This window comes from Vulgatibacter sp. (genome assembly GCF_041687135.1).
In the GTDB taxonomy this organism is placed as follows: domain Bacteria; phylum Myxococcota; class Myxococcia; order Myxococcales; family Vulgatibacteraceae; genus JAWLCN01.
Genome location: NZ_JAWLCN010000001.1, coordinates 159042 through 184362 on the forward strand (window position 1 = coordinate 159042; position 25321 = coordinate 184362).

Consider the following 25321-nt stretch of genomic DNA (forward strand, 5'->3'; position numbering starts at 1 on the left):
GCTATTCGCGCAACGGCTCGCAGATTCCGTCCCCGTCCTCGTCCTGCAGGCCTTCCTTGCAACGGTCGCAATTCTCGCCTTCCCAGCCGGCGAAGCAGGCGCAGCGCGCGACACCGGAGGCGTCGACGCACTCGCCGCGACCGCACTCGAGGGCGGCGGTCCTGCAGTCCGGCAGGCAGACCTCGTCGAAGTCGTAGTCCTGCAGCCCCTGCGCGCACATGTCGCAACGCTCGCCTGCCCAGTCGGGCTCACAGGCACAGAGAGTGCTGCCGGTGGCGTCGTCGCACGCGCCGTGGGCGCATTCGATCTCCGCCAGCGCGCAGGAGAGGGTGCAGAGGCCGTCGCCGTCGTGGTCCTGGTAGCCGATGGTGCAGCGTTCGCAAGCCTCGCCCTCGTTCCCCTCGGGGCAGCTGCAGCGGGCGGTGCCGGAGATGTCGTCGCACCAGCCCATGCCGCAGGCGAGGGCGGCGGTGAGGCAGTCGGGGGCGCAGACACCGTCGTCGTCCCAGTCCTGCGTCCCCTCCTCGCAGGGATGGCAGTCGGCGCCGAAGCTCCCCGGCGGGCAGAGGCAGCGGGCGAGCTCCCCATCGGTGGTGCAGTCGAGCTCGCCGCACCGCAGCTCCTCGCAGCTCACGGGCTGTTCGGTCGGCCCGTGCAGCGGGTCGTGCTCGTTCGCCCCGGGCTCGTCCCCGCCGCAACCGAGGATGCCGAGCGCTGCCACCAGGATCGCCAACCACCTCATCGCAGCCTCCGCCGGACGACCTTCCCAAAGATGCAGCGCTTCGGACACGTCCACGGGCCCGTGGGTGACGAGGGATGCGGTGGGTTCGTGGACGCGGCCACTCTACAACTGTTCGGTGTCGGAGAAAATAGGGCCGGGCCGACCGATCTCCTCCCCGAGCTGGCGGAGGTAGGCCTCGATGAACGCCGCCCGCTGCGCTGCCATCCGCCGGGCGGTCTCGGTGTGGAGCCCTGCCGGGATCTTGAGCAGCTTCCGGAAGAAATGGTCGACGCCCCACTGCTTGTCGTCCGGGTCACGTGCGAGGCAGAAGGGATCGGCCGGATCGTAGAAGGGCCGGCCCATGGTGCTGCAGGTGGCGAAGAGGCGCGCGACCCCGATGGCGCCGATCGAGTCGAGCCGGTCCGCGTCCTGGAGCACCTTCGCTTCGCGGGTCTCCGGCGTGATCCCCCGGGAGAAGGGGTGGACGCGGATGGCGTAGGCGATCGCCTCCGCCTGCGCGGGCTCCCAGCCCTCCGCCCGAAGCAGGTCGAGCGCGCGCTCGGCGCAGACCTCGCCGGAGAGGTGCGACGCCGGGTGGTCCTTCGGGTAGTTGAAGAGCTCGTGGAGCAGCGCCGCTGGAACGGCGATCGAGGCGTCCGCCCCCTCGCCCTCGCAGATCCGCCGCGCATTCTCGGTGACCCGGAGCACGTGGAGGAAATCGTGCGAGGGCTCCGCCCCTGCCGTCGCCGCCTCCGCCGCAGCACGCAACCTATCCCATCGCACGTCCCAGCTCATCGCTCGCTCCTCCGACATCGACCTACGGGCGGTTTTACCTCGCGTTGGCAGGGGTTGGGGCATCTGTCGTATCCTCCCGGCCAGGGCGAGGCAGGGGGAACTCGTGCAGCTCGGTCACCGCATTCTTCTGCTCGGCGCCACCGCCGTGCTGCTCGTCGGCGGCATGGGCGCCGGCGCCCTCGTGGGCGCAGCCCGGGGCGAGGCGGTCCGTGCTTCCACCTTCGGCGATCGCGAGCAGCTCCAGGCCGTCTTCCGGATGGCGATCGATGCGCTCGAGCTCCGCCGCGCCGGGACCCTCGGCGATCCCGCCCTCGCCGGGGCGATCGAGGCGCGGATCCGGGGAGAGCTCGCCACCTATCGCTCGCTGGTTCGGGAGGAACCCTCGCCGCTCGAAGCCCGCGAGGAGGAACGCCTGGCCGCGGAGATCGACACGGTGCTCACCGAGCTCCGGGCGCAGCCGCTCGCCTCGATCCGCGCCGAGGTCCTGAGCGACACCCTGGTCGCTCGCATCCGCAAGGCGCTCGAGCGCGAGCAGGCCGAACTCGCCGCGTCCGCGCAGCAGGCCCACGACGTGATCGGCGCCGTGCGGCTCCTCGGCATCGCGGTGCCCGCCCTCGCTCTGGTCCTCATCGTCTGGATCTCGCTCACGCTCCTCGTGCCCCTGCGCGACCGGGTGCGCGATCTGCTCGCAGGGGCGGAGCGGATCCGCCGCGGCGATACGCGCACCGAGATCCCGGAGCGGGGCGGTGACGAGCTGGCGCAGGTGGCGGCGGCCTGGAATGCGATGCAACGCGAGCTGCGGCTCACCACCGTCTCCCGGAGCGAGCTGGAGGAGAACCTCGCGGCCCTCCGCGAGGCCCGCGCGCAGCTGGTGGTCGCGGATCGCATGGCGCTGGTGGGCACGCTGGCCGCCGGCGTCGCCCACGAGATCAACAACCCGCTCTCCTACCTCGGCGCGAACCTCGAGTGGATCCGCGCCGAGCTCGCCCTCCGCGCAGGCGATCGCAGCGATCTCGCCCGTGCCCTCGAGGAGGCGACCGACGGCGCCCAGCGCATCGCCGCCATCGTCGGCGATCTGCGGGCCTTCAGCCGGGAGGACGAGACCCGGGTCCAGGTCGATCTCCGGCAGGTGGTCGAGGACGCGATCCGCCTCGGCGGCCACGAGGTCCGCCAGGTCGCGACCCTCGAGCGGCAGCTGGACGAGGTGCCGCCCGTGCTCGGCAACCGGATGCGCCTCGGCCAGGTGGTCCTCAACCTGCTGGTCAACGCGGCGCAGTCCTTTCCGCCGGAACGCGCGGGCAACGCCCGGATCGCGATCCGTACCCGCACCGACGCCGACGGCAACGCCGTCGTCGAGGTCGAGGACGACGGCCCCGGGGTACCCGAGGAGATCCGCCACCGGATCTTCGATCCCTTCTTCACCACCAAGCCGGTCGGCGTGGGGACGGGGCTCGGCCTCTCGGTCTGCAACGGCATCGTCGCCGCCCACGGCGGCGCGATCGAATACGTGGCCGCTGCAGGGGGCGGGAGCCTCTTCCGGGTGACGCTCGGGGGCGTTCCCACGGCGCGCGTCGCCTGATCCCGAACGATCGCGCGATGTGATCGCGATCCACACAGGCAGAAAACTGGATCGCCGATATCACCGGCCCGATCAATCGGCGCGTGAGCAACCGCCGCAAAATCGATCGCGCCGAGCAGGCGCGCAGGGCCCTCTCCCTCACCAGGCGCCTGGCCATCTTCACCCTCCGGGTGTGCGGCCTCCTCGCCGCAGTGGCTGCGGTCTGCGGCGGCGGCTGGGCTGCGATCCGGTGGGTGACGACCACGCCGCGGCTGGCGATCGTCGATTTCGAGATCTCCGGAAACGATCGCGCCAGGGAAGGCGAGATCCGGCAGCTCCTCGGGATCGCGCCTGGCGAGAACCTGCTCCTCGCGGATCTCGGCAGCGCCCACGACAGGCTCCTCGACCACCCGTGGATCCGCGAGGTCTCCCTCGAGCGGCGTTTTCCACAGGGGGTCGATATCGCCGTCGTTGAGCGGCAGCCCAAGGCTCTCGTAGATCTGGGCCATCTCTACCTCCTCGACGAACGCGGGGAGGCCTTCAAGCGCGCACAGCCGGGCGATCCGCTCGATCTCCCGGTGATCACCGGCCTGCCCCGCGAGGACTGGTCGGACAAGCCAGAGGAAACACGGCTTCGACTCGACGAGGCGCTGCACGCGCTCGGCGCCTGGGCGGAGCGGGAGCGGTCCCGCTCGTTGCCGGTGGCGGAAGTGCATCTCGACGAGGGGGAGGGCGTGACCCTCTACCTCGGGGAGCGGGGGCCGGCGGTGAAGCTGGGACACGGCGATTTCGAGCGAAAGCTGGATCGCCTGGCCCGGGTCCTGGCCGAGGTGGAGCGGCGCGGTGAACGGGTCGAGCTGGTGCGGCTCGACAACCGGGCGAGGCCCGGCTGGATCGCGGCACGGCTGGCGGAAGCCACCGGGCCGGAGCGGAAGACGGCGACTCCCTGAGAGGGGAGAAGCCTGCAGGGCAATGGGCGCGAGAGCGCTCATCGGACGGGAAAAAGCGGCACGGCGGGCCGAAAGGCTTCTCACGTCGAGCATGCCGCAGGCAGCTCACCCGGAAACGGGGAGCGAAAGGAAGTCCGGCATGGGCAAGAAGGGCGAGCTGATCGTCGGACTCGACATCGGCACCACCAAGATCTGCGCGATCGTGGGCGAGGTGACCGACGAGGGCATCGACATCATCGGCATCGGCAGCCATCCGTCGAAGGGGCTGCGCAAGGGTGTCGTCGTCAACATCGAAGCAACCGTCGCCTCGATCAAGCGCGCGATCGAGGAAGCGGAGCTGATGGCAGGCTGCGAGATCAACACGGTCTACACCGGGATCGCAGGCGGCCACATCAAGGGCTTCAACTCGCAGGGCATCGTCGCGATCAAGGACAAGGAGGTCCGCGAGGCGGACATCCAGCGCGTGATCGACGCGGCCAAGGCGATCGCCATTCCGCTCGACCGCGAAGTGATCCACGTGCTGCCCCAGGAGTTCGTCATCGACGAGCAGGGCGGCATCAAGGATCCGCTCGGCATGTCCGGCGTGCGCCTCGAGGCCAAGGTCCACATCGTGACCGGCGCGGTCTCCAGCGCCCAGAACATCATCAAGTGCGCCAACAAGACGGGCCTCAACGTCGCCGACATCGTGCTCCAGCCCCTGGCCTCCTCCGAGGCAGTGCTCGGCGAGGACGAGAAGGAACTCGGCGTCTGCCTCGTCGACATCGGCGGCGGCACCACCGACATCGCCATCTTCTCCGGCGGCTCGATCGTCCACACCGGCGTGATCGCGCTGGGCGGCAACAACCTCACCAGCGACATCGCCATCGGCCTGCGCACCCCCGCCCACGAGGCGGAGCGGATCAAGCAGAAGCACGGCTGCTGCATGGCGGCCCTCGTCGACGAGGACGAGACGATCGAGGTGCCGAGCGTCGGCGGCCGCCAGCCGCGGGTGCTCTCGCGCCGGATCCTCACCGAGATCCTCGAGCCGCGGGTGGAGGAGATCTTCCAGATGGTGCAGCGCGAGGTGGAGCGCTGCGGCTACCAGGATCTCCTCGCCTCGGGCGTGGTGATCACCGGCGGCTCGACGCTGCTGGCCGGCATGCCGGAGCTCGCCGAGGAGGTGCTCGGCCTGCCGGTGCGCCGCGGCCTGCCGAGGGGCATCGGCGGTCTCGTCGACGTGGTGAAGAGCCCGATGTACGCCACCGGCGTGGGCCTCGTGCAATACGGCGCCCGCAACCTCGAGATGCGGAACTTCAAGATCCGCGGTGGCGACGACAACGTCTACAAGAAGGTCGGCAAGCGCATGAAGGAGTGGTTTGCCGAGATCTTCTGATCACGCCGAGAGCTGAAGGAGCGAGCGATGATTGATTTCGAAGGGAAGAGCAGCGTTCCCGGCGCGCGCATCAAGGTGATCGGCGTCGGCGGTGGCGGCGGCAACGCCGTCAACAGCATGATCTCGGCCGGCCTCACCGGCGTGGACTTCATCGTCTGCAACACCGACGCACAGGCGCTGGCGGCCAACAAGGCGCCGTTCAAGGTGCAGCTCGGGCAGGCGCTCACCCGCGGCCTCGGCGCCGGCGCGAACCCCGGCGTGGGCCGCGATGCGGCCCTCGAGGATCGGGAGAAGCTCCTCGAGCTCCTCGAGGGCGCCGACATGATCTTCGTCACCTGCGGCATGGGTGGCGGCACGGGCACCGGCGGCGCGCCGGTGATCGCCGAGGTGGCCAAGGAGCTCGGCGCCCTCACCGTGGGCGTGGTGACCAAGCCCTTCTCCTTCGAGGGGAACAAGCGGCGCAAGCAGGCCGAGTCCGGCATCGTCGAGCTCGGCGCCGCGGTCGACACGCTGATCACCATCCCGAACCAGCGGCTGCTCTCGGTGGCCGATGCGCGGATGCCGATGCTCGAAGCGTTCCGCCGCGCGGACGACGTGCTGCTCAACGCGGTGCAGGGCATCGTCGACCTGATCCAGAACCACGGCTACGTGAACGTCGACTTCGCCGACGCCCGGGCGGTGATGGCGGATCAGGGCATGGCGCTGATGGGCACGGGGCGTGGCACCGGGGCGAACCGCTGCCTCGACGCGATGCAGGCGGCGATCGCCTCGCCGCTCCTCGAGGACGTCTCGATCGACGGCGCCATGGGGTTGCTCATCAACATCACCGGCCCGGGGGATCTCGGGCTGGTCGAGGTGGACGAGGCCCTCTCCATCGTCCGCGAGGCGGCGCACGAGGATGCGAACATCATCTTCGGTTCCGTGGTCGACGAGCGGATGGAGGACGAGGTCAAGATCACGATCATCGCCACCGGCTTCGAGCAGAAGACGGCGCGGGTGCAGCCGCCGCGGCTCCCTGCGGCAGCGCCGAAGCAGCAGCAGCCCGCAGTCGCTGCCGGGGCCCGCACCGGCAGGGCCCTGCCGCCTCCTCCGCCGCCGGAGGAGATGGCCTACGTCGAGCAGCAGCCGGCCGCGCGCCGCCCCGCCGCGGTGCAGACCCGGCCCTTCTCCTCGCCCCAGCTCCTGCGCGAGCTCGCGGCCGATGCAGAGGATGAGCTCGACATCCCCACCTTCCTGCGCCGCGCCAACCAGGCGGAGTTGGGGTAGGGAAGCGCCGCCGACGGCGGACTGGCGGCAGGGAAATCGGGCCCGGGCGACTCGCTCGGGCCCTTTTTTGTGCTCGATATCAAACACAATTGCCGCTGTTTCGCTTTGGTTAATCGCAATAGTCGAAAAGCTCTTTGCTGGCTCAAATGCAGGTGCCAGAAAATTGGTAACGGCGTCTTGACGCCTTTTTGAAGCGCTTGGTACCGTTCCTTTCGTCCTGACAAACGAAGCGCTGGCTGCCGTGGGAAGTCGAGTTCCAACGGGTGTCGGCGAGGGGGATCGCCTTCCTACCCGGATAACGGGAAGGCGTAATTGCGGGCTTTTGCCCGGAAGAAGGGAAGCACCGATGGCGCAGGGAACGGTCAAGTGGTTCAACGACGCGAAGGGCTACGGTTTCATCTCGCAGGACACCGGCGAGGACGTATTCGTGCACTTCTCGGCGATCACCATGGAGGGGTTCAAGACCCTCGCCGAGGGGGAAGCCGTGGAGTTCGACGTGACGCGTGGCCCCAAGGGCCTGCAGGCGTCGAACGTGCGCCGCGTCGCCTAAGTCACCGAAACCACCGGTGAATCCGCGAAGGCCCGGGCTCTTGCAGCCGCGGGCCTTCCGCGTTCCTGGGGCACGGCTGTGGTGCTGCGGGCGGGCAGCGGTGCTGCGACCCGGGGGTGTTAGCGGACTGGCATCTCCGCGTCCCTGCAGCTGGACGCATCGAGCCGGCATCGATCACCGGTTTGACGACATCCTCGGCAATCAAACGAGCGATGCGACGAACTCGTCGGTGCGGCTCGCCAGTCGATCGCTCTTTTCGAGCAGCTCGTCGAGCTCCCGGAAGAGCTCTTCGCTGCCCTCGAGCTCCTCCCCCGGCGCGAGTCGATGGATCAGATCACCCACCCGAACAAGGTGCTGCCGGGCGAGGAGGAGATCCCTGCCGGCTCTCGTCCCCTGGCGCGTGAAGAGCAGGCCGCTGTGGAAGAGCCGCGCCACCGCCTGCTCGTTCCCGTCGAGAACGCGGCGCAGCCGCGCCCGGTAGAGGCGCTGGCGCCTGTGGCTGCGGACGGCATCGAGATCGACCACCTCTGCGGTCCTGGACCTGCGGCGCATGGCGTCCTCCCTTCCTCGTTCTCCGGAGCAGGAGCGCAAGGTTGGGACGTGCGGGCTGCCGTGCAACCCATGCGCGGAAACCATTGAAAGGGGGACGCCTTCCGCGTATGGCGAAGGGATGTTCCGCAAGATCCTCATCGCGAACCGGGGCGAGATCGCCCGCCGGATTTCGGAAGCCGTGCGCCCGATGGGCGTCTCCACCGTCGCGGTCTACAGCGACGCCGACGAGGGCGCGCCCCACACCCGCGCCGCCGACGAAGCGGTGCACATCGGCCCTGCTGCGCCGCGGGAGAGCTACCTCAACGCCGAGGCGATCCTCGCCGCCGCGAAGAAGACCGGCGCCGAGGCGATTCACCCGGGCTACGGCTTCCTCTCGGAGAACGCCGCCTTCGCCCGCGCGGTCCACGACGCCGGCATGACCTTCATCGGTCCGCCGCCGGAGTCGATGGAGCGGATGAAGGACAAGGCAGAGGCCCGGCGCCTCGTCACCGCTGCAGGTGTGCCCACCGTTCCCGGCACCGAGGGCACCGTCTCCACCACCGAGGAGGCGAAGGCCGCCGCGGCACAGATCGGTTATCCGGTGCTGGTGAAGGCAGCCGGCGGCGGCGGCGGCATCGGCATGATGCCCGCCCGGGACGACGAGTCGCTGGAGAAGGCGCTCCGCGCCTGCGGCGACCGGGCCCGCTCGGCCTTCGGCCGCGATGCGGTCTACCTGGAGCGCTACCTCGAGGCCCCGCGCCACATCGAGGTCCAGATCCTCGGGGACCACCACGGCAACCTGATCCACCTCTTCGAACGCGAGTGCTCGATCCAGCGCCGCCACCAGAAGGTGACCGAGGAGGCCCCCTCGCCGCTCTGGTGGCAGGGCAAGCGCGACCTCCTCGAGCGGATCTACGACGCGGCGGTCCGCGCGGCGAACGCCTTCGGCTACGCGAACGCCGGCACCTGCGAGTTCCTCGTGCAGGGCGACGAGTTCTTCTTCATCGAGATGAACGCGCGCCTGCAGGTGGAGCATCCGGTCACCGAGCTCACCACGGGCGTCGATCTCATCGGTTGGCAGCTCCGCATCGCCGCCGGCGAGAAGCTCGACCTCCACCCCTCGCGGATCGAGCGGCGCGGCGCGGCGATCGAGATGCGCGTCTATGCCGAGGATCCGATCCGCTTCTTCCCTGCGCCAGGAAAGATCACCACCTGGGAAGAGCCGACGGGGGAGGGCGTTCGCGTCGATGCAGGCTACGAAGCCGGGCAGATGGTGACGCCCTTCTACGACCCGATGATCGCCAAGCTCATCGCCTGGGGCCAGGACCGCTCCGAGGCCATCGCCCGCGGTCTCGCGGCGGTGCGCTCTTTCAAGATCGAGGGCGAGAAGCTCAAGACCAACCTGCCGTTGCACGAGCGCATCCTCGCCGACGACGCGTTCGCCGCAGGCGACCTCGACACCCACTTCCTCGAGAAGCACGCGCGCCCTTCGAAGTGAGCGCGCCCACCAGGAGAGCAGCGAGATGGCAACCGAGATCCCCGCCCACATCACCGGCACCGTCTGGAAGATCGAGAAGAAGCAGGGCGACAACGTCCAGGAGGGCGACGTCCTCGTCATCCTCGAGTCGATGAAGATGGAGATGCCGGTCGAGGCGCCGGAGAACGGCGTCGTGCAGGAGATCCGCTGCTCGGAAGGGCAGGCGGTGCAGGAAGGCGACGTGCTGGCGATCATCGGCTGATCGCGCGGAGACGACGTGGGCCTGCTGCAGGTCGACAGGGTGGGGGAGGACGTTCGCGTCCTCACCCTCGACAACGAGCGCAAGCGCAACGCCGTCGATCCCGATCTCCTCGGGGCGATCGTCTCGGCCTGCGAGGAGGCGAACGCGGCGCAGGTTCGCTGCCTCGTCCTCACCGGTAGGGGCGACAAGGCCTTCTGCGCAGGCTACGACCTCGAGGCGCTGGCCCGGACCCGGCCCGACGATCCCCTCCCCGACGCGGCGCTGCAGGTGGCGCTCTCGGCCCTCGAGCATGCGCAGGCGCCGGTGATCGCGGCGATCAACGGCGCCGCCTACGGGGCCGGCGCCGAACTCTCGGTCGCCTGTGATCTACGGATCGCAGCTGCAGGGGCGCGGATCGCGATGCCGCCGGCAAAGCTCGGGATCATCTACGCGCCGGCGGGGCTGCAGCGCTTCGTCGAGTTGCTCGGGCTCTCGCAGGCCAAGCGCCTCTTCTATACGGCAGAGCCGGTCGAAGCCGCCGAGGCCCGGTCGATCGGCCTGGTCGACGAGGTGGTGGAGCCGGGCAGGGCGCTCGATCGGGCGCTCGAGCTCGCCGCCTCGATCGCCGCGAACTCGCCGGTGTCGGTGCAGGGGATGAAGCGGCTCTTCCTGCTGCTGCGCAGGCGCGAGCTGCAGCCGGCGGTGATGGCGGAGGTCGAGGCGCTGCGGCGCGCCTCCTTCCATTGCGAGGATGCCCGGGAGGGTATCGCCGCCGTGCGCGAGCGGCGCAAGCCCCACTTCACCGGTCGCTGACCGAGTCAGCGCGCTGCAGCGCGCTCCCAATTCTCGATGGCGGAGCGGATGCGCTCCGCCTGCGGATCGCCCGGACGCAGCTCGAGATAGCGGCGCCAGTGGGTGGAGGAGCGGGCGCCGTCCCCCTGCCGCGCGCGGATCTCGGCGAGGCGGCGCTGCAGCTCCGCGTCGTCCGGACGAGCCGCCGCTGCGAGCTCGAAGAGAGCGCCTGCACGCTCGAGTTCGCCGCGGGCGTAGAGCTTCTCGGCGGCGCCGGCGAGGTCGGGGGCCGACGCGGCGGAGGGCGGCGCCTCGGCTGGAGCGGGGAGCGCCACCGGCGCGCGCTGCGCCGCATGGCCGCCGCCCACCCAGAGCGCGCTGGCATAGCCGGCGGCACCTGCTGCCACCAGCGCGAGACCGAGCAGCGGGATCCAGGCGGCGGCACGCTGCCGCGTGGCGGGCGGTGGCGCCGCGGCCGGAGCGGGCCCCGGCGTAGGGGCGGCTCCTGGCCCCGGCGTGTGTGCAGCGGCACCGGGCCCCGGCGTGCGGTGCAGCGGCGGCGGTCCCGGCGTGTGTGCAGCGGCACCAGGCCCCGGCGTACGGTGCAGCGGCGGCGGTCCCGGCGTGTGTGCAGCGGCACCAGGCCCCGGCGTGCGGTGCAGCGGCGGCGGTCCCGGCGTGTGTGCAGCGGCACCAGGCCCCGGCGTGCGGTGCAGCGGCGGCGGCAGGTCGCCCCTCCGTGGTCCCGGCCCGGGCGTCACGTCGTCCGGGCCGGCGTTTTCGCCCCACGGATCGTCGCCCAGGGTCACGCCGCCAGAGTGCCAGACCAACTCCTCGTCGACGCTCCCATCGTCGACCTCCAGCGAGACCGCGTCCGCGTGCTGCCGCACGCCGGCCCCCGCCGCCCCCTCGAGGACGATGGTGTAGTCGCCGACCTGCACCTGCTGCCCGGGCTGCAGCACCACCCGCCCGTAGGCCGGCGCGCCGTCCACCCGGATCCCGGTGCTGCTGTCCAGATCCTCGACCGCTACCGTCTCGCCCTCGCGAACGAATCGGCAATGCTCCCGCGAGATGTTCCGGGCGGTGAGGCGGATGTCGTTGCCCTCGCGGCGGCCCACGCTGAGCAAGTCGCCGCGAAAGGGGACCGTCACCTTCGCACCGCTCGGATCGTGGACGATCAGCCGCATTGTCCCACCTCCGCCTACCATGTCATCCCATGACGAGCGGACGCCGACGAAGTTACCATCCGGGCGGAACCCTTGCTCTTTTGGCGCTTCGCGGATTGGATCGTCCCCTTGGACATCTCCAGCACCATCACCGTCCGCGGCCCTGCCGGCGAGGAGATCCTCGAACTCGACGAGTTCGAGGCCCGCGTCGAGAGCGGCGAGATCGGCCCAGCCACCGAAGTGAACTTCCCGCCGGTGACCGGCGCGGGATTCGTGCGCGCGGCGGAGCTGGACGCCTTCCGGGGGCTCTACGAGCCGAAGGCCCTCTACTTCCGCAGGGCCTTCACCCTGGGCCGCCTCCCGCTCCTCACCCTGGCCTTGAGCCTCGCCAACCTGGCGGTCTTCCTGCTCGAGCTCCGCGGCGGCCCCGTCGACACCGCCACCATGGTCGCCTTCGGCGCCAAGGCCGGGCCGCTCCTCCACGATCTGGGTGAGCTCTGGCGGCTGCTCACCGCCAACTTCGTGCACCGCGACTGGGCGCACATCGGCTTCAACCTCTTCGTCCTCTTCCACTTCGGCGCCGCCCTCGAGAACGCCTACCGCCCCCTCGACTACCTCTACGTCCTGCTCGCCGCGGCACTCGGCACCACCGCCCTGAGCTACACCATGACCGACGCCGTTTCCGCCGGCGCCTCGGGCATGGCCTACGGCATGCTCGGCGGCGCGATGGTCTTCGGCCTCAAATACCGGCGGATCCTCCCCGAGCGCTACCGCACGGTATTGGGCGGCGCGGTGGTTCCGACGGTCCTCGTCTTCCTCTACATCGGCTGGACCTCCTCCGGCGTCGACAACTGGGGCCACGTCGGCGGCCTCCTCGCCGGCGCCCTCGCCACCGCACCCCTGCGGCCGCGGCTCCTCGGCGACGCCCCCAGGGGACGGCGCCTCGTCCTCTGGCGGATCGTGCCCCTCGCCGCGGTGGTCGGCGGTCTCGTCCTGGCGCAGCCGATCCTCGAGGATCGACTCCCGCGCCTCGAGGTGCAGCGCGAGGAGCGCTTCGGCCTCGAGGTCCCGGTGCCCGCTGGCTGGCGCCCGGCGGCGGAGCGGCTCGGGCCGATCTCCTGGAGCAACGGTCTCGCCGGTCCGGTGCGCGCCTCGCTCTCCGCCGGGGCGCGCTTCCTCGACGAGGAGCCTGCCCTCGACGTGGAGGCGCGGCGCTGGATCGCCGAGGAACTCTACGGCGAGGAGCGCGAGGGCCGGATCGAGAACGTCCTCCTCTCGCCGATCCGCTACGCCCACGTCGGCGGTCTCCTCGGCGTGGCGGTGGACGCAGCATTCGACGCAGAGGGCGTGCGCACCGCGCTCACCGCCCACTTTTTCGCCAGAGGGCACGTGCTCTACTCGCTGGTGCTCGCGAGGCCCTCCGGGCTCGAAGGCTACGCCCGCGTCTTCGAGCGGATCGTCGCAGGGGTGCGGCCGGTGGAGCCTGCCTTCCTCCGCGCCGCCCGTGGCAGGGCGCTCCTCGCCCCCGACGATGCGGAAGCCTGGCGCGCGGTGGCCGTTGCGGCGGAGCGCGTCGGCGCAGCGAAGGAGGCACGCCGCGCCCTGGAGCGGGCGATGGCGCTGGCGCCGGAGGATCCCCTCGCCGTGGCCCACCTCGCCAGCCTCACCGTGGAGGAGGGGCTGCCGCGGGAGGCCTGCAGGCTGGCTGCACGCGCCCGCTCGCTGGCGCCACAGGCGTCGCAGACCCTCGAGGCCCTCGCCGATTGCGCCCTGGGCCAGCACGATGCCGCCACGGCGGAGGCCCGCCTCGCGGAAGCGGTGGCAGCAGCGCCGGACGATGCACGGCTCAAGCGCCGGCTCTGGCTGCTTCGCGCCGACCGGGCCCGGGAGGACTTCTCCCTCGCGCGCGAGGATTAATTCTCGCGGACGAGGGTGCGGGTGATCGAGGGGCCGACCTCGTCCGGCGTGACGATGAACGAGTCGAGCTCGTAGCCCTTGCGACGCAGGTCGAAGCGGTGCGGCTTGTCGAGCACCATCGCCTCGATCGCGAAGGGCGTGTGGCCGACCACCTTGCCGTTCCACTGCAGCTCGGCGCCCGGGGGATCGGAGTCGATCCGGAAGGATCCGAGCGAGGAGGAGAGCTTCGCTTCGGCGCGGACCACCGAGCGGCCGCCTGCCACCGGTATCGTCGCTTCGCGATGCAGCGCGAGCCGGAGTGTGAGCTCGGCGCCCTCGTCGGGGATCGGCGCATCCTCGAGGACGAGCGGCGTGATCCCGAGGCTGCGCTCGCCGACGATCACCTCGGCACCTGCGGGGTCGCTGAGGACCACCAGCGTGGGGCCGCCGCTGGCGAGGAGGGCCCAGGTGCCGCCGATGCCTGCTGCGAGACCGAGGACGCCGGCTGCCGCCGCCTTGAACCAGCCGGTTTCGCGGCGTGCCTTGAGACGAAGCGGCGGCGTCGCCCGCATCGAGGCGGTGATCCGGCCGACGGTCCGCTCCGGCCCGGGATCGAGCTGGATGGCGACGCTCTGGGGATCGAGGGCCGAGACGAAGATCCGCGTGCCCTGCTCGGGCTCCGGCGCCAGCTCGGTCTCCGCCCGCGCTGCTGCGTGTGCGTCCTCGATCGCCCGGCTGCGCGCGTTCGCGAGGACCTTCATGTGCAGCGGGTCGTTGGCGCGGAGCCGCTGCTGCCGCTCGATCCGTTCCCGGTAGAGCTCCTTCATCGTCGCCGATAGGTGCTCCTGCACCCCGATGATCGGCGTCGGGAAGAGGAAGTCGATGAGCTCGTCGGCCATCTCCTTCGCGCTCTGGAAGCGGTCCTCGCGGCGGTAGGCCAGCGCCCGGAGCACGAAGGCGTCGAGCATCGAGGGGAGCTCGCGCTTCACCTGCGACGGCGGCGACACCGGCTTCTTGCGCGACTCGCGCAGCGCCTCGATCGTCTGGACCCTGCCGAAGGGGTGGGCACCGGTGAGCAGCTCGTAGAACATCACGCCGACCGCGAAGAGATCGACGCGGTGGTCGAACCACTCGCCCTCCGCCTGCTCGGGAGCGGCGTAGCTCAGCTTGCCCATGAGCGTGCCCTCCCGGTAGTTGGAGAGGGAGCCCTGCGCCGCGCGGGCGACGCCGAAGTCGAGCAGCTTGATCCCGCCCTCCCACGTGATCATCACGTTGTCGGGAGAGACGTCGCAGTGGACGATGCCCAGGGGGTTGCCGGCGCCGTCCGCCCGGCGGTGCGCGTAGTCGAGACCGCGCAGCACCTCGAGGCAGATGAAGATGCACTGCTCGATGGTGAGGGCCTTGTTGGCCTGCTTCGCGGTGTAGATCAGGTCGTGGAGGGAGGCGCCCTCCACCAGCTCCATCGAGATGAAGTGCTGCCCCTCCACCTCGCCGAGCTCGTAGACCTGGGCGATGGCGGGGTGGGTCAGGGCGACGGTGAGCTTCGCCTCGTTGACGAGCATGCGCACGAACTGCCTGTCGCTCGAGAGCGCCGGCAGGATGCGCTTGACCACCAGCTCCTTCTCGAAGCCGACGGCGCCCGCCGCCTTCCCGCGGTAGATCTCCGCCATGCCGCCGGCGCCGAGCTTTTGCAGCAGGAAGAACTTGCCGAAGATCTGGGGCCGGAACGGCTCGGGAGGGGGGGCCATAAAAGTCCCCGAATCCTAGGCGGTTTCGGGGGATCGCTCAACCTTCCCGGCTACTTTCCACTCGCCTCGGGCCGGACCGGTCCCTGCCCGCCGGGCATCGTCCCCGGCTGGCCACGCTGCTTGTCCTTCTCGAGCTTCTTCAGCTGGCCGGGGGCGGTGGGCAGGCCCGGGCGATCGAGGCCGGACTGTCCGGGCGGACCACCGAGCGGATGGCCGTTCAACCCCTTGCCCTTTGCTGCGTCGGGGAGCTGCTCCAGGCGACGGTGTGCCTCGCGATCGCGGTTCACCGCACCCGGCCGCTCCGCGAAGGGGTCGACGAGGTGGTCCATCGGCCTGCCGCTGTGGGCACGGACGGCGATCTCCTCGAGGAGATCGGCAGGCGCCGCACCCTCGCTGGTGCCGGCTGCCACCCGGTCGGAGATCTCGGCGATGGCGCCGGCGGCGTAGCCCCTGGCGACCATGCGGCCGAGGGCCAGGCCGGCGGTGGGCGTCGCGGCACGTACGGCGGCGAGGTCACCCAGCTCGCGAATGGCGAGGCCGAGCTGCTCTGCGGGGACAGGCGCGTTGCCGACCTCGGCGGCGAGGGCCACCAGCGCATCGCGTCCTGCGCCGCGGCGCAGCGCCTCGGCGCCCGCCTCGACCAGCTCGGGCCTGCCGTCGAGAGAGACGTGGACCCGGGCGAGGGCGGTGTCGGCTTCGGCGAGGCGGAACACCATGCCGTCCACGACGGGAAGGAGCCGCGCCGGTGGAATGCCCTTGGCGATCCCTTCGAGGACCTTGTCGGCGATGCCGGCGACGGGAAGCCCACGGGCTGCTGCCTTCTCGACGCTGGCGAGGGCGGCGGTGAGCGCGTTGGCGTCGAGGCCCCGCGCGGTACCGCGGGCCACGATCGCCTCGACGGTGTCGGCGGGAACGCCTGCCGCCAGGGCGCGGCCGGAAGCTGCCTCGACCGCTGGCGCCGCGGCGAAGGCAGGCGTCGCGGCGAGCAGCAGGGCGGCGAGCGCGGTGGCCTGTCCGAGGCGGAGGATGGCGGGGCGAAGCTTCATTTCACCTCGAAGGACGAGCCGTCGGCCCGCAGGTTACCGGTGATCTCCACCACCCCGTTTCTGCCCCCGAAGCCGTCCGGTTCGTAGCGGGCGAGGCCCGGCGGGGCGAGCCAGCGCTCCGCGCCGTCCGGCGATCGGACGACGAGCTGGAAGCGGTGGGTGCCCGGGGCGAGATCGAGGACGATCTGGTAGACGCCGGGCCGTTCCTCGCGGAGCGCGGGACCCTGCGGATCCCACCGGTTGAAACTCCCCGCCACGGTGACGGTGCTGCCGGGGCGCAGCCCCTCCACCCGGAGCGGAAGGCTGCCTTCGTAGCGCGCGGGGGCTGCGGGAGCGTTCGTGGTGGCGCAGCCCGCAGCGAGGGCGAGCAGCAGGGCCGCGCGGATCACAGCCACCATGGCAGCTCCATCCGCAGCCCGCTCCAGACCACCTGGCGGGTGCCCTCGAAGGTGCTGCGATCGGCCTCGGTGCCGCCGTCGACCACGGTGTTGGCGCCGTAGGACCAGGCGATCTCGGCGGTGGTCGACGGGGCCACCGGAAGCGACGCCCCCAGGCCGGTGTAGCCGTAGCGGTCGCTGCGCTCGTCCGCGGCGAACCGGCTCCACTGCAGGCCCGCGTAGCCCCGCACCACGAGCTCGCCCCACGGGGCGATGCCGAGCGAGACCTGGCCGCCGTCGCCGTCCATGTCCCAGAGGGCATCGGTGGTGCGGTTGCGGACGCGGCGGTATTGCACGCCCGCTTCGAAGATGCCGGAGAAGCGATGGATCAGCGAGAGCACACCGACCTGGAAATCCTCCTCCACGCTGGCGCCGTCGCCGAGATCGTTGGCGCGCTTTCCCGCGGCGAGACTCGCCTCCGCGGTGGTGCGATCGGAGAGGCGCCAGCGCAGCACCGGCCCTGCATCGAAGGCGAGCGAGGCGGCCGTCGGCGGGGCGCTGGGATCGCCGGAGGCGGAGCCGCTGATGTCCTCGAAATCGACCTGCTCCACCGAGGCCCGGAGGTCGAGATCGACCTGGCGCGAGAGCCGGAGGCGCAGGTTGAGGGCGCCGTCGTGGAGGAGGGAGCTGGCGTCGGGGCCGTAGCGGCTCCAGGTGAGCCGATAGCTCGAGAGGATCTTCACCACCGGTCCGGTGGAGAGATCGAAGGCCACGCCTGGGGCCACGTGGGTCTGCCAGTGGGGGAAGTCGCTGCCGACGAGGAGGGCGGAGGCCCAGCCGCCGCCCACCGCGAGCTCCGGCGTCAGGCGCGCCTGCACGGCGGCCGCTGCTGCACACGGCGTGATGACGAGGAGCGCTGCGAGGAGGGGGAGCGGGCGCACGGTCCGTGACGATGACACGGACCATGGGACCCGGCAACCTTGCGACGTTACAGCTCGATCACCGAATTCCTGCCGCCGAAGCCGTCGTCGACGACGGCCGCCGCCTGCGGATCCGGCTGCCAGTCGCCGTCCACCCGGAAGGCATATTCGTGGCGGCCCTTCTCCAGGGGGAGCACCGCCTCGAAGGTCCCGTCGGGCAGCCGCTGGAGCGGCGCCGGCGTCCAGCGGTTGAAGCTGCCGGCGAGCTCGACGCTCTTCGCGTCCCCGGCGCGCAGGGTGAAGCGGACCAGCGCCGCGCTGCCCACGTCCGAGGCGGCGATGGCCCGGGCCGCGTCCTGCTGGCCCCGGGAGAAACCGACGCTGCCGGCCACGCCGGCGGCTGCGACCAGGGCGAGACCCGCCATCGCCATCTGGGCGAAGGAGAGCTCGAAGCGGCGCTGGAAGAGGGTGGGGATGCGGAAGGGCCGGCGCTGCGGCGCCTCCGCGCGGATTCTCGCCATGGCCCTGTCGACGAAGCCCGCCGGCAGGGGCGGCACCGGCAGGTCCCGGGCTGCCTCGGCGATCCGCTCGAGCGCCTCGATCTCGGCGAGGCGGGAACGATCCGCCCGCAGGGCCGCGAGCAGCTCCTCGGCCTGCGGGGCTTCGAGCTCCCCGTCGAGCCAGGCGTGCACGAGCTCGTCGATGCGCTTGTCGTCTGCGGCCATCACTCGTCCCCCAACAGCTTCCGGAGCATCTCCCGGGCGCGGAAGACCCGCACCTTGAGCATCGGGATCTGTCCACCGACCACTGCCTGGATCTCCTCGTAGGAGAGATCCTCCACGTGCTTGAGCAGGAAGGCCTCGCGGTACTTCTCGGGGAGCTTGCCGATCGCCTCCTCGAGGGCCCGCACCGCCTGCCGTCCTGCCACCCGCCGCTCCGGATCGGGATCCGGGTCGACGGGCGAGAAGAGGTCCTCGTCGTCGAGCGCACCTTCCCGGCGCTCGCCCGCCTTGAGGTGGTCCCTGCAGAGGTTCACCGCGATCCGAAGGAGCCAGTGGCGGAGCTGCGCGTCCTGCCGGAAGGAGGCCAGGGCGGCGAAGCCCTTGGCGAAGGTCTCCTGTGCGAGCTCCTCCGCCACCGCCGTGTTCCGGACCATCCGCATGCAGAGGGCGTGCACCGAGGGGCCGTGGCGTACCACGACCTGTGCAAAGGCCTCCCGATCGCCGGCGAGGCTCCATTCGACCGCCTGCCGGTCGAGAAGCTCGCTCTCGGGAATTTCCTCTCTGGCTGCGCGCGGTCGGGACATGCGCGGGCTTTTTTCCTTCGGGCGGGGGGAGCCCCGCTGGCCGGTTCCTCCTCGGGCTCTTCTTCACCTGGGAAGACGAGCGGGCACCGGGGAGGTTTCACCGGCGCATCCTAACGCGGCACCGGCCCGCACCGCGAGTGACCCTGTGGTCAGATGGAGTGAGATGAACGCCTTCGAGAAGATCCGGAACGAGCTCAGCGCCTCCTACCTCGAGCGAGACGAGGTGGTGGAAGGCCTCCTCTGCGCCCTGGTCGCGGGGCAGCACGTCCTGCTGCTCGGCCCCCCGGGAACGGCCAAGAGCGAGCTCGCCCACGAGCTCTGCAAGCGCGTCGACGACGCCCGCTACTTCCAGTGGCTGCTCACCCGGTTCACCACCCCCGAGGAACTCTTCGGGCCCATCTCCCTCAAGGCCCTCGAGCAGGATCGCTACGTCCGGGTCACCGACGGCAAGCTGCCCCGGGCCCACGTCGCCTTCCTCGACGAGATCTTCAAGGCCTCGTCCTCCATCTTGAACACCCTGCTCGCGATCCTGAACGAGCGCCGCTTCGACGGTGGGGACGGTCCCGCGCAGGTGCCGCTCTTCTCGATGGTGGGCGCTGCCAACGAGCTCCCCGAGGACGAGGAGCTCCACGCGCTCTACGACCGCTTCCTCCTCCGCTACCAGGTCGGCTACCTCAAGGAGGATTTCCGCTTCCTCCAGATGCTCACCGCGTCGGCGGCGGCCGAGCGCTCCAGCGTGGGCATGGCCGATCTCTCGGCGATGCGGGAGAAGGCCCGCCAGGTCGAGATCCCCGGCGAGGTCCTCCGGGACGTGGCGGAGCTGCGCAAGCGCCTCGAGGACAAGGACGTGGTGGTCTCCGACCGGCGCTGGCGCCACTCCCTCGATCTCCTCCGGGCCCGGGCGGCGCTCCAGGGCCGCGGCCGCGTGAGCGGCGACGATCTCGGCCTCTACGCCCACGTGCTCTGGAGCGATCCGAGCGAGCGCGCGGTGGTGGAGGAGTGCCTGCGCGAGGTGGCCCACGGCCACGAAGACGAGGCGGAGAAGATGCTCTACCAGGCCCGCGAGGTGGCGGAGAACGCCCGCGGCCCCCACGAGGACGAGGAGAGCGCGGACCAGGCTGCCGTGGAGGCGCTGGCCAAGCTGCACGACCTGCAGCGGCGGCTCGACACCATCGTCGCCGAGGCCTCGGCGCGGGGCCGTGCGGTGGAGCGGGTGACCGCCTTCCGGGACGAGGTGCGCGGCATGGTCCGGGCGCTTCTCGCAGCGGAGCAGGGCGAGTCCGACTCGCGCCACTGAACCCCGCCCCTCTCGCCAACCTCTTCGTTCCAGCGGGGATCGCTTGATCGACGCCTGCCTCATCGAAACCGATGCCTACGACCGCGACGCGCGGGCGAAGGCCCTCACCGGCCCCGCCGTCGAGACGCTCTGCGAGAAGGGCGCGCGGGTCACGCCGCACTTCCGCGCGCTCCTCGAGGATCTCTTCGCCATCTGCTTCAAGCTGCGGGTGCGCGTGCGGGAGGGCGGTCCGCGCTCCGCGGCGCTCAACCGCCGCATCCTCTCGGCGGTGCTCCAGGCCGACGGCATCGACGAGCTCCGCGCTTCGTCCGCCCTCGATCCGGTGCGGGCCGCGAGCGGGGCCATGGGCATCGCCCGGGCCGCGCTGCAGGAGCTGAAGAAGGGCGAGGCCCTCACCGACGAGGAGCTCCTGGACCAGGCGGCCCTCGCCCACGCGGAAGGCAAGCTCGGTGAGCTCGACGAGCTCGCCCGATCGCTGCCCGACGAGCCCGGCGCGGATTCGATGCGCCGGCGGATCGAACGGGAGCGGGAGCGGCAGCAGGAGCAGGTCGACGATCTCGCCTCCCGCGTCGATCGCGCCATGGAGGACCTGCCCTTCCTCGAGCGCCGGGTGACGCAGGCCACCGCCCGCGCCGCCGACGCGCTGGAGGAGGAAGAGGAGGCGGCCCGCGCCTTCACCGAGAAGATGGGCGTCTCCAGCTCGGGCTCCGCCGCGGAGCGCCTCGAGCTGGCGGAGAAGCTGCGCGGCAACGACAAGCTGCGCAAGCTCGCCAACCTCGCCGGCGCCTTCCGGCGCGACGCGCTGGCGGCGCGGAAGAAGCGGGTGCGCCGCGCCTCGAGCGAGGTCCACAAGGTGGGCCGCGGGGCGGAGCTGTCGCGGCTCCTGCCGGCGGAGCTCTCGGCCTTCGTCGATCCCCGGCGCAAGCTCGACTTCCTCCGCCGCATGGCCGAGCGTGATCTCGCCGAGTACGAGCTGGTCGGCGCCGATCGTGGCGGGCGCGGCCCGATGGTGATCTGCGTCGACGCCTCCGGCTCGATGAACGGACCGCGGGAGCTCTGGGCAAAGGCCGTGTCGCTGGCGCTGCTCGAGGTGGCCCGCAGGCAGAACCGCTGCGTGGAGGCGATCGTCTTCGCGGGCCGCGAGGCGCGGCTCGAGCGCTTCTCGCTCCTCGACGGCAAGAAGAACCGCGGCGGGCGCCGCGTGCCCCAGCTGCCCTCGCTCCTCGACTTCGCCACCTGCTTCCCAGGCGGCGGCACCGATTTCGAGAAGCCGATCTCCGCAGCGGTGGAGGTGCTCGAGAGCGCCAAGATGAAGGGCGGCGACATCGTCTTCGTCACCGACGGCGAGGCGCCGATCCGCGAGGGCTTCGCGGAAGACATCAAGTGGCTGCAGAAGAAGCACGACTTCACCATCTACGGCGTGCTCATCGACGACCCATCGGTGGCGGCGAAGCGCCCGGCCCCGGGCGCGGTGCGCCCGGAGATCGAGCGGGCCGCGCGGGAGCTGCGCAAGATCACCGATCGGATCACCACCGTGCACCGGCTCACGTCGGGCGCGGTGAAGGATCTCTTCGAGCGGATCTGAGGTCTGGTCGGGGGCCGGCGGTGATGCTGCCGGCCCTTCGTCCCTTCGGATTTGCGCTGTGCCCGGGGCCGCGCCCGGTGCATTCTCGCGGCGAGCGGAAGGTGAGGATGCGATGCGGATCTGGATCGATGCGGATGCCTGCCCCGGGGCGGTGAAGGAGATCGTGCTGCGGGCGGTGCAGCGGCTGCAGGTGCCGGTGGTCTTCGTGGCCAACGCGCCCCTGAACCTGCCGCGCTCGCCGCTGATCTCCACGGTGCAGGTGGGCAAGGGGCTGGACGTCGCCGACTTGCACATCGCCGAGCAGGCAGAGAAGGGCGACCTCGCCGTCACCCACGACATCCCCCTGGCTGCGGCGCTGGTGAAGAAGGGCGTGGTGACCATGGACCCGCGCGGCGAGCTCTTCACCGAGGAGAGCATCGACGAGCGGCTCTCGGTGCGCGACTTCATGCAGGAGCTGCGGGAAAGCGGGGTGATGTCCGGCGGGCCGAAGAGCTTCGGGCCCCAGGACAAGCAGCGCTTCGCCGCCACCTTCGATCGGGAGATCGGGCGCCTCGTGCGGCGCTGAGGACCACCGCGGTTGCGATGGGCGGCGCCCCGTTCCCATTCTCGGGGACGGAGGTCCTTCCATGTCCGAAGCGCTCGTCCACAAGGTGCGCGCAGCAGCCCGGCCCCTGCAGCAACCCTCGGATCTCGATCCCCTCCTCGAGCGGATCGGCGACGCCCGCGTGGTGCTGCTGGGCGAAGCGACCCACGGCACCTCGGAGTACTACGGCTGGCGCGCCCGCATCTCCGAGCGGCTGCTCCTCGAGAAGGATTTTTCCTTCCTCGCGGTGGAGGGCGACTGGCCCGATTGCTACCGCTTGAGCCGCTACGTGAAGGGTCGGGAGGACGCGGGGGGCAGCGCCTTCGAGGTGCTCCACGCCTTCGACCGCTGGCCCACGTGGATGTGGGCCAACCAGGAGATCGTCGAGCTGGCGGAGTGGCTGCGGACGTTCAACGAGGGGCGGGAGCCGGACGACCGGGTGGGCTTCTTCGGCCTCGACGTCTACTCGCTCTGGGACTCGCTCCACGCCGTCCTCGACTTCGTGCGGAAGATCGACGGCGCTTCGCTCGAGCACGCGCGGCAGGCGCTGCGCTGCTTCGATCCCTACGGCGAGGACGCGCAGGTCTACGCCAGGGCCACCCGCTTCGTCGGCGAGAGCTGCGAGGCGGAGGTGGTGGGGCTGCTCCGCGATCTGCGCGCGCGGCGGGAGGCCCTCCGCGCCGACGGCAGCAGGGACGCGTTCTTCGACGCGGAGCAGAACGCCCTCGTCGCCCGCAACGCCGAGGCCTATTACCGGGCCATGGTCCGCGGCGGCGGCGCCTCCTGGAACCTGCGCGATAAACACATGATGGAGACCCTTGAGCGGTTGCTCCGCCACCATGGCCCGAAGGCCAAAGCGATCGTCTGGGAGCACAACACCCACGTCGGCGACGCCCGCTACACCGACATGGCCCGGGCCGGGATGTGGAACATCGGGCAGCTCGCCCGTGAGGCCTGGGGCGAGGATCGGGTGGTGCTGGTGGGCTTCGGCTCCCACCGCGGCACGGTGATCGCCGGCGAGGAGTGGGAGGCGCCGATGATGCGGATGCCGGTGCCGGCAGCGCGGCAGGGAAGCTGGGAGGACGTGCTCCATCGCGCCTCGCCCCAGGACAAGCTGCTGGTCTTCGGCGGTGAGGCGGACGAGGAGATGCTGGCGGTGCGGCCGCACCGCGCCATCGGCGTGGTCTACCACCCGCAGTGGGAGAGCTACGGCAACTACGTGCCCACCGTGCTGCCGCGGCGCTACGACGCCTTCCTCTACGTCGATCAGAGCCACGCGCTCGAGCCCCTCCACTTCGTCGAGCGGTCCGAGCACGACTACCCGGAGACCTGGCCGAGCGGCTTCTGAAGCGGCGGCTCGTGCCGCACTGCGGCGTTCGCGACGCTGGCAGGGCGGGGCAGCTGCAAGCTATATGGCCTCCGAACGTCCACCGGAGGCAGCGACCCATGGCCCTTCTCCACGAGATCCTCGAGCACAACGCCCGCTTCGTCCACGAGCGGAACCGCGCCGTCACCAAGGTCCCGCAGAAGAAGGTCGCGATCTTCACGTGCATGGACACGCGGCTCGTCGACTTCCTCGAGCAGGCGATGGGGCTGGGGCGCGGCGACGCGAAGATGCTCAAGAACGCGGGCAACACGCTCATCGACCCGCAGGGCGGGATGATCCGCAGCCTCGTGGTGGCGGTGCACGCGCTGGGCTGCGAGGAGGTCCTCGTCATCGGTCACACCGACTGCGGCATGGCGCAGATCGACGAGGTCCGCCTCGAGCGGTCGATGCTCGAGCGCGGCGTGCCGGCCGAGGCGATCGCCTCCCTGCAGCCCTCGCTCCGCGACTGGCTCGGCGCCTTCCACCACCCGGTGGAGAACGTGCAGGACGTGGTGAAGAAGATCCGCGAGAACCCGCTCATCCCGAAGAACGTGCCGGTGCACGGCCTGATCTTCGATCCCGTCGCGGGAAAGCTGCAGCTCCTCACCGAGGGGTACGATGCTGCGGCGCAGGGCGCCTGATCAGCGGCCCTCCGCTGCCCAGACGCCGCCGAGGAGGAGCAGGGCGAAGATCACCGCCAGGGTGATCTTCACCCAGCTCCAGGGCGCGTCGCCGCTCACCTTGCCGGTCTGCCCGTTGACGAGGAAGCGGTAGATCTCGTCGCGGTAGGCGTAGGCGGCCACGTAGATCGGCAGGAGCGTCGGCTTGAACGTGACCGCCGAGAAGTCCGTCTGCACCCGCAGATCCCGGTGGGTGTTGCCGGGCACGTCGCCGGCACAGCGCTTCTTCTGTTCCTCCTGCAGCTGGTGCTGCCCCACCTCCCAGCCCTGCTCGGCACCGAAGGCCGCCTCCTCCGCACCCCAGCCCGCGAGGAAGGCGGTGGTGAAGGGCTGAAGCTTCGTGGTGTCGAAGGGCTCGACGTTGCGCACCAGGTGGAGCGGCAGGCCGCGCGAGGCGTAGACGAGGTGATCGTCGTGCCGGTCGCGGCGCTGCCCCGTTGCAGGTTCCCAGCGGGTGCGCTGCACCTGCCGGTAGAGGCGCTGGCTGCGACCGTTCACCGAGACGGTGTAGCTCTGCGTCACCCAGTAGTGATAGCCGGCCATCGCGGTCCAGCGCGAGTCGGCGGTGGCATCGAAGGTCCAGAAGGGCAGGTAGACGCCGCGGAGCTCCTTCAGCTTTGCCATGCGCTTCAGATCGTTGGGGCGGAACCAGAGCCCTTTGAGCCAGCGGCGGAAGGCCTCGTCCGCCTCCGTACGCGGAACGGCGAATGGCAACACGCTCTCCGGCGCCGCCGCCTCGGCGTCCTGAACGACGATCTCGTGGGAGCCGCAGAAGGCGCAGCGGGAAGCGATGATGCCGGGCTCGAAGTCGACCTGCGCACCGCAGCCCGTGCAGCCGACCCGGCGCACCCGCAGCCTCGCCGCCCGGTAGGTCGCGGCCCGCGCGAGGCCGTGCTCGACGACGGAGCCCACTGCCTCCACCGCGCTGCTGCTGCCGCAATAGGCGCAGGCCAGCGCACCAAGGCCCGCGTCCCACGCCACCGGCGCGCCGCAGGTCGCACACTTTGGAGAAGGCGCTGCTGCCGCTTTGCTCATCGCCTCTGGCGTAGCACGCCGTCGTCGTGGGCAACAATGGGCCAGGCCGAATGAACCGGATCG

The 25321-nt window shown here is 70.9% G+C and carries 25 protein-coding genes; 14 read left to right on the top strand and 11 right to left on the bottom strand.

The genetic code is table 11. From position 1 onward, the window contains the following. Position 1: 1 nt before the first annotated feature. Positions 2 to 742, bottom strand: coding sequence for a hypothetical protein (locus ACESMR_RS00770; RefSeq protein ID WP_373044204.1), 741 nt, complete (start codon positions 740 to 742; stop codon positions 2 to 4). Between the two features lie 102 nt (positions 743 to 844). Beyond that, positions 845 to 1516, bottom strand: a complete 672-nt coding sequence (locus ACESMR_RS00775; RefSeq protein WP_373044206.1) for an HD domain-containing protein — start codon at positions 1514 to 1516, stop codon at positions 845 to 847. Positions 1517 to 1619: 103 nt separating this feature from the next. Between ACESMR_RS00775 and ACESMR_RS00780 the strand changes: the two genes are divergently transcribed. The 5 genes from ACESMR_RS00780 (at position 1620) to ACESMR_RS00800 (ending at position 7212) form a co-directional block, all read left to right on the top strand. After that, positions 1620 to 3095, top strand: coding sequence for an ATP-binding protein (locus ACESMR_RS00780; RefSeq protein WP_373044208.1), 1476 nt, complete (start codon positions 1620 to 1622; stop codon positions 3093 to 3095). A gap of 83 nt (positions 3096 to 3178) precedes the next feature. Further along, positions 3179 to 4024 carry a cell division protein FtsQ/DivIB gene (locus ACESMR_RS00785; protein WP_373044210.1) on the top strand — a complete coding sequence of 282 codons (846 nt, stop codon included), beginning with the start codon at positions 3179 to 3181 and terminating at the stop codon, positions 4022 to 4024. Positions 4025 to 4163: 139 nt separating this feature from the next. Then, the gene (ftsA, locus tag ACESMR_RS00790) at positions 4164 to 5396 is read left to right on the top strand and encodes a cell division protein FtsA (protein ID WP_373044212.1); all 1233 of its coding nucleotides are present in this window, start codon (positions 4164 to 4166) and stop codon (positions 5394 to 5396) included. 27 nt (positions 5397 to 5423) lie between these two features. Then, on the top strand, positions 5424 to 6662 hold the full coding sequence (gene ftsZ, locus ACESMR_RS00795; RefSeq protein ID WP_373044214.1) for a cell division protein FtsZ: 1239 nt from the start codon (positions 5424 to 5426) through the stop codon (positions 6660 to 6662). A gap of 346 nt (positions 6663 to 7008) precedes the next feature. Continuing rightward, the gene (locus ACESMR_RS00800; protein WP_373044217.1) at positions 7009 to 7212 is read left to right on the top strand and encodes a cold-shock protein; all 204 of its coding nucleotides are present in this window, start codon (positions 7009 to 7011) and stop codon (positions 7210 to 7212) included. A gap of 201 nt (positions 7213 to 7413) precedes the next feature. Here the strand turns inward: ACESMR_RS00800 and ACESMR_RS00805 are convergent, their stop codons facing one another. Then, positions 7414 to 7764 carry a hypothetical protein gene (locus ACESMR_RS00805; protein WP_373044219.1) on the bottom strand — a complete coding sequence of 117 codons (351 nt, stop codon included), beginning with the start codon at positions 7762 to 7764 and terminating at the stop codon, positions 7414 to 7416. A gap of 118 nt (positions 7765 to 7882) precedes the next feature. Between ACESMR_RS00805 and ACESMR_RS00810 the strand changes: the two genes are divergently transcribed. Genes ACESMR_RS00810 through ACESMR_RS00820 form a run of 3 tightly spaced genes read left to right on the top strand, consistent with a single transcriptional unit; the run spans position 7883 to position 10274 of the window. After that, positions 7883 to 9241: an acetyl/propionyl/methylcrotonyl-CoA carboxylase subunit alpha gene (locus ACESMR_RS00810; protein WP_373044221.1), complete on the top strand. Its 1359-nt coding sequence runs from the start codon at positions 7883 to 7885 to the stop codon at positions 9239 to 9241. 25 nt (positions 9242 to 9266) lie between these two features. Further along, positions 9267 to 9482 (top strand): biotin/lipoyl-binding carrier protein, encoded by a 216-nt coding sequence (locus ACESMR_RS00815; RefSeq protein WP_373044223.1) that lies wholly within the window; start codon positions 9267 to 9269, stop codon positions 9480 to 9482. Between the two features lie 15 nt (positions 9483 to 9497). Next, positions 9498 to 10274: an enoyl-CoA hydratase/isomerase family protein gene (locus ACESMR_RS00820; RefSeq protein ID WP_373044225.1), complete on the top strand. Its 777-nt coding sequence runs from the start codon at positions 9498 to 9500 to the stop codon at positions 10272 to 10274. 5 nt (positions 10275 to 10279) lie between these two features. Here the strand turns inward: ACESMR_RS00820 and ACESMR_RS00825 are convergent, their stop codons facing one another. After that, on the bottom strand, positions 10280 to 11440 hold the full coding sequence (locus ACESMR_RS00825; RefSeq protein ID WP_373044227.1) for an FHA domain-containing protein: 1161 nt from the start codon (positions 11438 to 11440) through the stop codon (positions 10280 to 10282). 108 nt (positions 11441 to 11548) lie between these two features. Between ACESMR_RS00825 and ACESMR_RS00830 the strand changes: the two genes are divergently transcribed. Continuing rightward, positions 11549 to 13336: a rhomboid family intramembrane serine protease gene (locus ACESMR_RS00830; protein WP_373044229.1), complete on the top strand. Its 1788-nt coding sequence runs from the start codon at positions 11549 to 11551 to the stop codon at positions 13334 to 13336. Here ACESMR_RS00830 and ACESMR_RS00835 read toward each other — a convergent pair. The 6 genes from ACESMR_RS00835 to ACESMR_RS00860 are packed head-to-tail and all read right to left on the bottom strand — an operon-like array spanning position 13333 to position 18712. Beyond that, complete coding sequence (locus ACESMR_RS00835; protein ID WP_373044230.1) at positions 13333 to 15063, bottom strand: protein kinase domain-containing protein; 1731 nt, start codon at positions 15061 to 15063, stop codon at positions 13333 to 13335. The two genes, ACESMR_RS00830 and ACESMR_RS00835, sit on opposite strands and share 4 nt — an antisense overlap. A 50-nt stretch (positions 15064 to 15113) precedes the next feature. Beyond that, entirely contained in the window at positions 15114 to 16109 is a 996-nt protein-coding gene (locus ACESMR_RS00840) for a hypothetical protein (protein ID WP_373044232.1), read from the bottom strand. Further along, positions 16106 to 16507, bottom strand: a complete 402-nt coding sequence (locus ACESMR_RS00845; RefSeq protein WP_373044233.1) for a hypothetical protein — start codon at positions 16505 to 16507, stop codon at positions 16106 to 16108. Before ACESMR_RS00845 ends, ACESMR_RS00840 begins: the two co-directional genes overlap by 4 nt. Further along, positions 16495 to 17427 (bottom strand): hypothetical protein, encoded by a 933-nt coding sequence (locus ACESMR_RS00850; RefSeq protein ID WP_373044235.1) that lies wholly within the window; start codon positions 17425 to 17427, stop codon positions 16495 to 16497. The genes ACESMR_RS00845 and ACESMR_RS00850 overlap by 13 nt, the downstream gene beginning before the upstream one ends. A gap of 47 nt (positions 17428 to 17474) precedes the next feature. Beyond that, positions 17475 to 18131, bottom strand: coding sequence for a hypothetical protein (locus ACESMR_RS00855; RefSeq protein WP_373044238.1), 657 nt, complete (start codon positions 18129 to 18131; stop codon positions 17475 to 17477). Further along, positions 18131 to 18712, bottom strand: coding sequence for an RNA polymerase sigma factor (locus tag ACESMR_RS00860; RefSeq protein WP_373044240.1), 582 nt, complete (start codon positions 18710 to 18712; stop codon positions 18131 to 18133). The genes ACESMR_RS00855 and ACESMR_RS00860 overlap by 1 nt, the downstream gene beginning before the upstream one ends. Before the next feature lie 163 nt (positions 18713 to 18875). Here ACESMR_RS00860 and ACESMR_RS00865 point away from each other — a divergent pair, with 163 nt between their 5' ends. The 5 genes from ACESMR_RS00865 (at position 18876) to ACESMR_RS00885 (ending at position 24184) form a co-directional block, all read left to right on the top strand. Further along, positions 18876 to 20009, top strand: coding sequence for an AAA family ATPase (locus ACESMR_RS00865; RefSeq protein ID WP_373044241.1), 1134 nt, complete (start codon positions 18876 to 18878; stop codon positions 20007 to 20009). Between the two features lie 43 nt (positions 20010 to 20052). Further along, positions 20053 to 21594 carry a VWA domain-containing protein gene (locus tag ACESMR_RS00870; RefSeq protein WP_373044243.1) on the top strand — a complete coding sequence of 514 codons (1542 nt, stop codon included), beginning with the start codon at positions 20053 to 20055 and terminating at the stop codon, positions 21592 to 21594. Between the two features lie 112 nt (positions 21595 to 21706). Further along, on the top strand, positions 21707 to 22159 hold the full coding sequence (locus tag ACESMR_RS00875; RefSeq protein WP_373044245.1) for a YaiI/YqxD family protein: 453 nt from the start codon (positions 21707 to 21709) through the stop codon (positions 22157 to 22159). Positions 22160 to 22220: 61 nt separating this feature from the next. Continuing rightward, positions 22221 to 23525 carry an erythromycin esterase family protein gene (locus ACESMR_RS00880; protein WP_373044248.1) on the top strand — a complete coding sequence of 435 codons (1305 nt, stop codon included), beginning with the start codon at positions 22221 to 22223 and terminating at the stop codon, positions 23523 to 23525. A gap of 98 nt (positions 23526 to 23623) precedes the next feature. Then, a complete protein-coding gene (locus tag ACESMR_RS00885) occupies positions 23624 to 24184 on the top strand; it encodes a beta-class carbonic anhydrase (protein WP_373044250.1) in 561 nt (186 codons plus the stop codon). Here the strand turns inward: ACESMR_RS00885 and ACESMR_RS00890 are convergent, their stop codons facing one another. Beyond that, positions 24185 to 25258, bottom strand: coding sequence for a hypothetical protein (locus tag ACESMR_RS00890; protein WP_373044252.1), 1074 nt, complete (start codon positions 25256 to 25258; stop codon positions 24185 to 24187). Between the last annotated feature and the right edge of the window lie 63 nt (positions 25259 to 25321).

Bases quoted from the DNA above. Each gene is read 5' to 3' on its own strand.
- ACESMR_RS00770 (WP_373044204.1), bottom strand. From the start codon at position 742: ATGAGGTGGTTGGCGATCCTGGTGGCAGCGCTCGGCATCCTCGGTTGC.
- ACESMR_RS00775 (WP_373044206.1), bottom strand. From the start codon at position 1,516: ATGAGCTGGGACGTGCGATGGGATAGGTTGCGTGCTGCGGCGGAGGCG.
- ftsA (WP_373044212.1), top strand. From the start codon at position 4,164: ATGGGCAAGAAGGGCGAGCTGATCGTCGGACTCGACATCGGCACCACC.
- ftsZ (WP_373044214.1), top strand. From the start codon at position 5,424: ATGATTGATTTCGAAGGGAAGAGCAGCGTTCCCGGCGCGCGCATCAAG.
- ACESMR_RS00800 (WP_373044217.1), top strand. From the start codon at position 7,009: ATGGCGCAGGGAACGGTCAAGTGGTTCAACGACGCGAAGGGCTACGGT.
- ACESMR_RS00805 (WP_373044219.1), bottom strand. From the start codon at position 7,764: ATGCGCCGCAGGTCCAGGACCGCAGAGGTGGTCGATCTCGATGCCGTC.
- ACESMR_RS00810 (WP_373044221.1), top strand. From the start codon at position 7,883: ATGTTCCGCAAGATCCTCATCGCGAACCGGGGCGAGATCGCCCGCCGG.
- ACESMR_RS00815 (WP_373044223.1), top strand. From the start codon at position 9,267: ATGGCAACCGAGATCCCCGCCCACATCACCGGCACCGTCTGGAAGATC.
- ACESMR_RS00825 (WP_373044227.1), bottom strand. From the start codon at position 11,440: ATGCGGCTGATCGTCCACGATCCGAGCGGTGCGAAGGTGACGGTCCCC.
- ACESMR_RS00835 (WP_373044230.1), bottom strand. From the start codon at position 15,063: ATGGCCCCCCCTCCCGAGCCGTTCCGGCCCCAGATCTTCGGCAAGTTC.
- ACESMR_RS00840 (WP_373044232.1), bottom strand. From the start codon at position 16,109: ATGAAGCTTCGCCCCGCCATCCTCCGCCTCGGACAGGCCACCGCGCTC.
- ACESMR_RS00845 (WP_373044233.1), bottom strand. From the start codon at position 16,507: ATGGTGGCTGTGATCCGCGCGGCCCTGCTGCTCGCCCTCGCTGCGGGC.
- ACESMR_RS00855 (WP_373044238.1), bottom strand. From the start codon at position 18,131: ATGGCCGCAGACGACAAGCGCATCGACGAGCTCGTGCACGCCTGGCTC.
- ACESMR_RS00860 (WP_373044240.1), bottom strand. From the start codon at position 18,712: ATGTCCCGACCGCGCGCAGCCAGAGAGGAAATTCCCGAGAGCGAGCTT.
- ACESMR_RS00865 (WP_373044241.1), top strand. From the start codon at position 18,876: ATGAACGCCTTCGAGAAGATCCGGAACGAGCTCAGCGCCTCCTACCTC.
- ACESMR_RS00875 (WP_373044245.1), top strand. From the start codon at position 21,707: ATGCGGATCTGGATCGATGCGGATGCCTGCCCCGGGGCGGTGAAGGAG.
- ACESMR_RS00880 (WP_373044248.1), top strand. From the start codon at position 22,221: ATGTCCGAAGCGCTCGTCCACAAGGTGCGCGCAGCAGCCCGGCCCCTG.
- ACESMR_RS00885 (WP_373044250.1), top strand. From the start codon at position 23,624: ATGGCCCTTCTCCACGAGATCCTCGAGCACAACGCCCGCTTCGTCCAC.
- ACESMR_RS00890 (WP_373044252.1), bottom strand. From the start codon at position 25,258: ATGAGCAAAGCGGCAGCAGCGCCTTCTCCAAAGTGTGCGACCTGCGGC.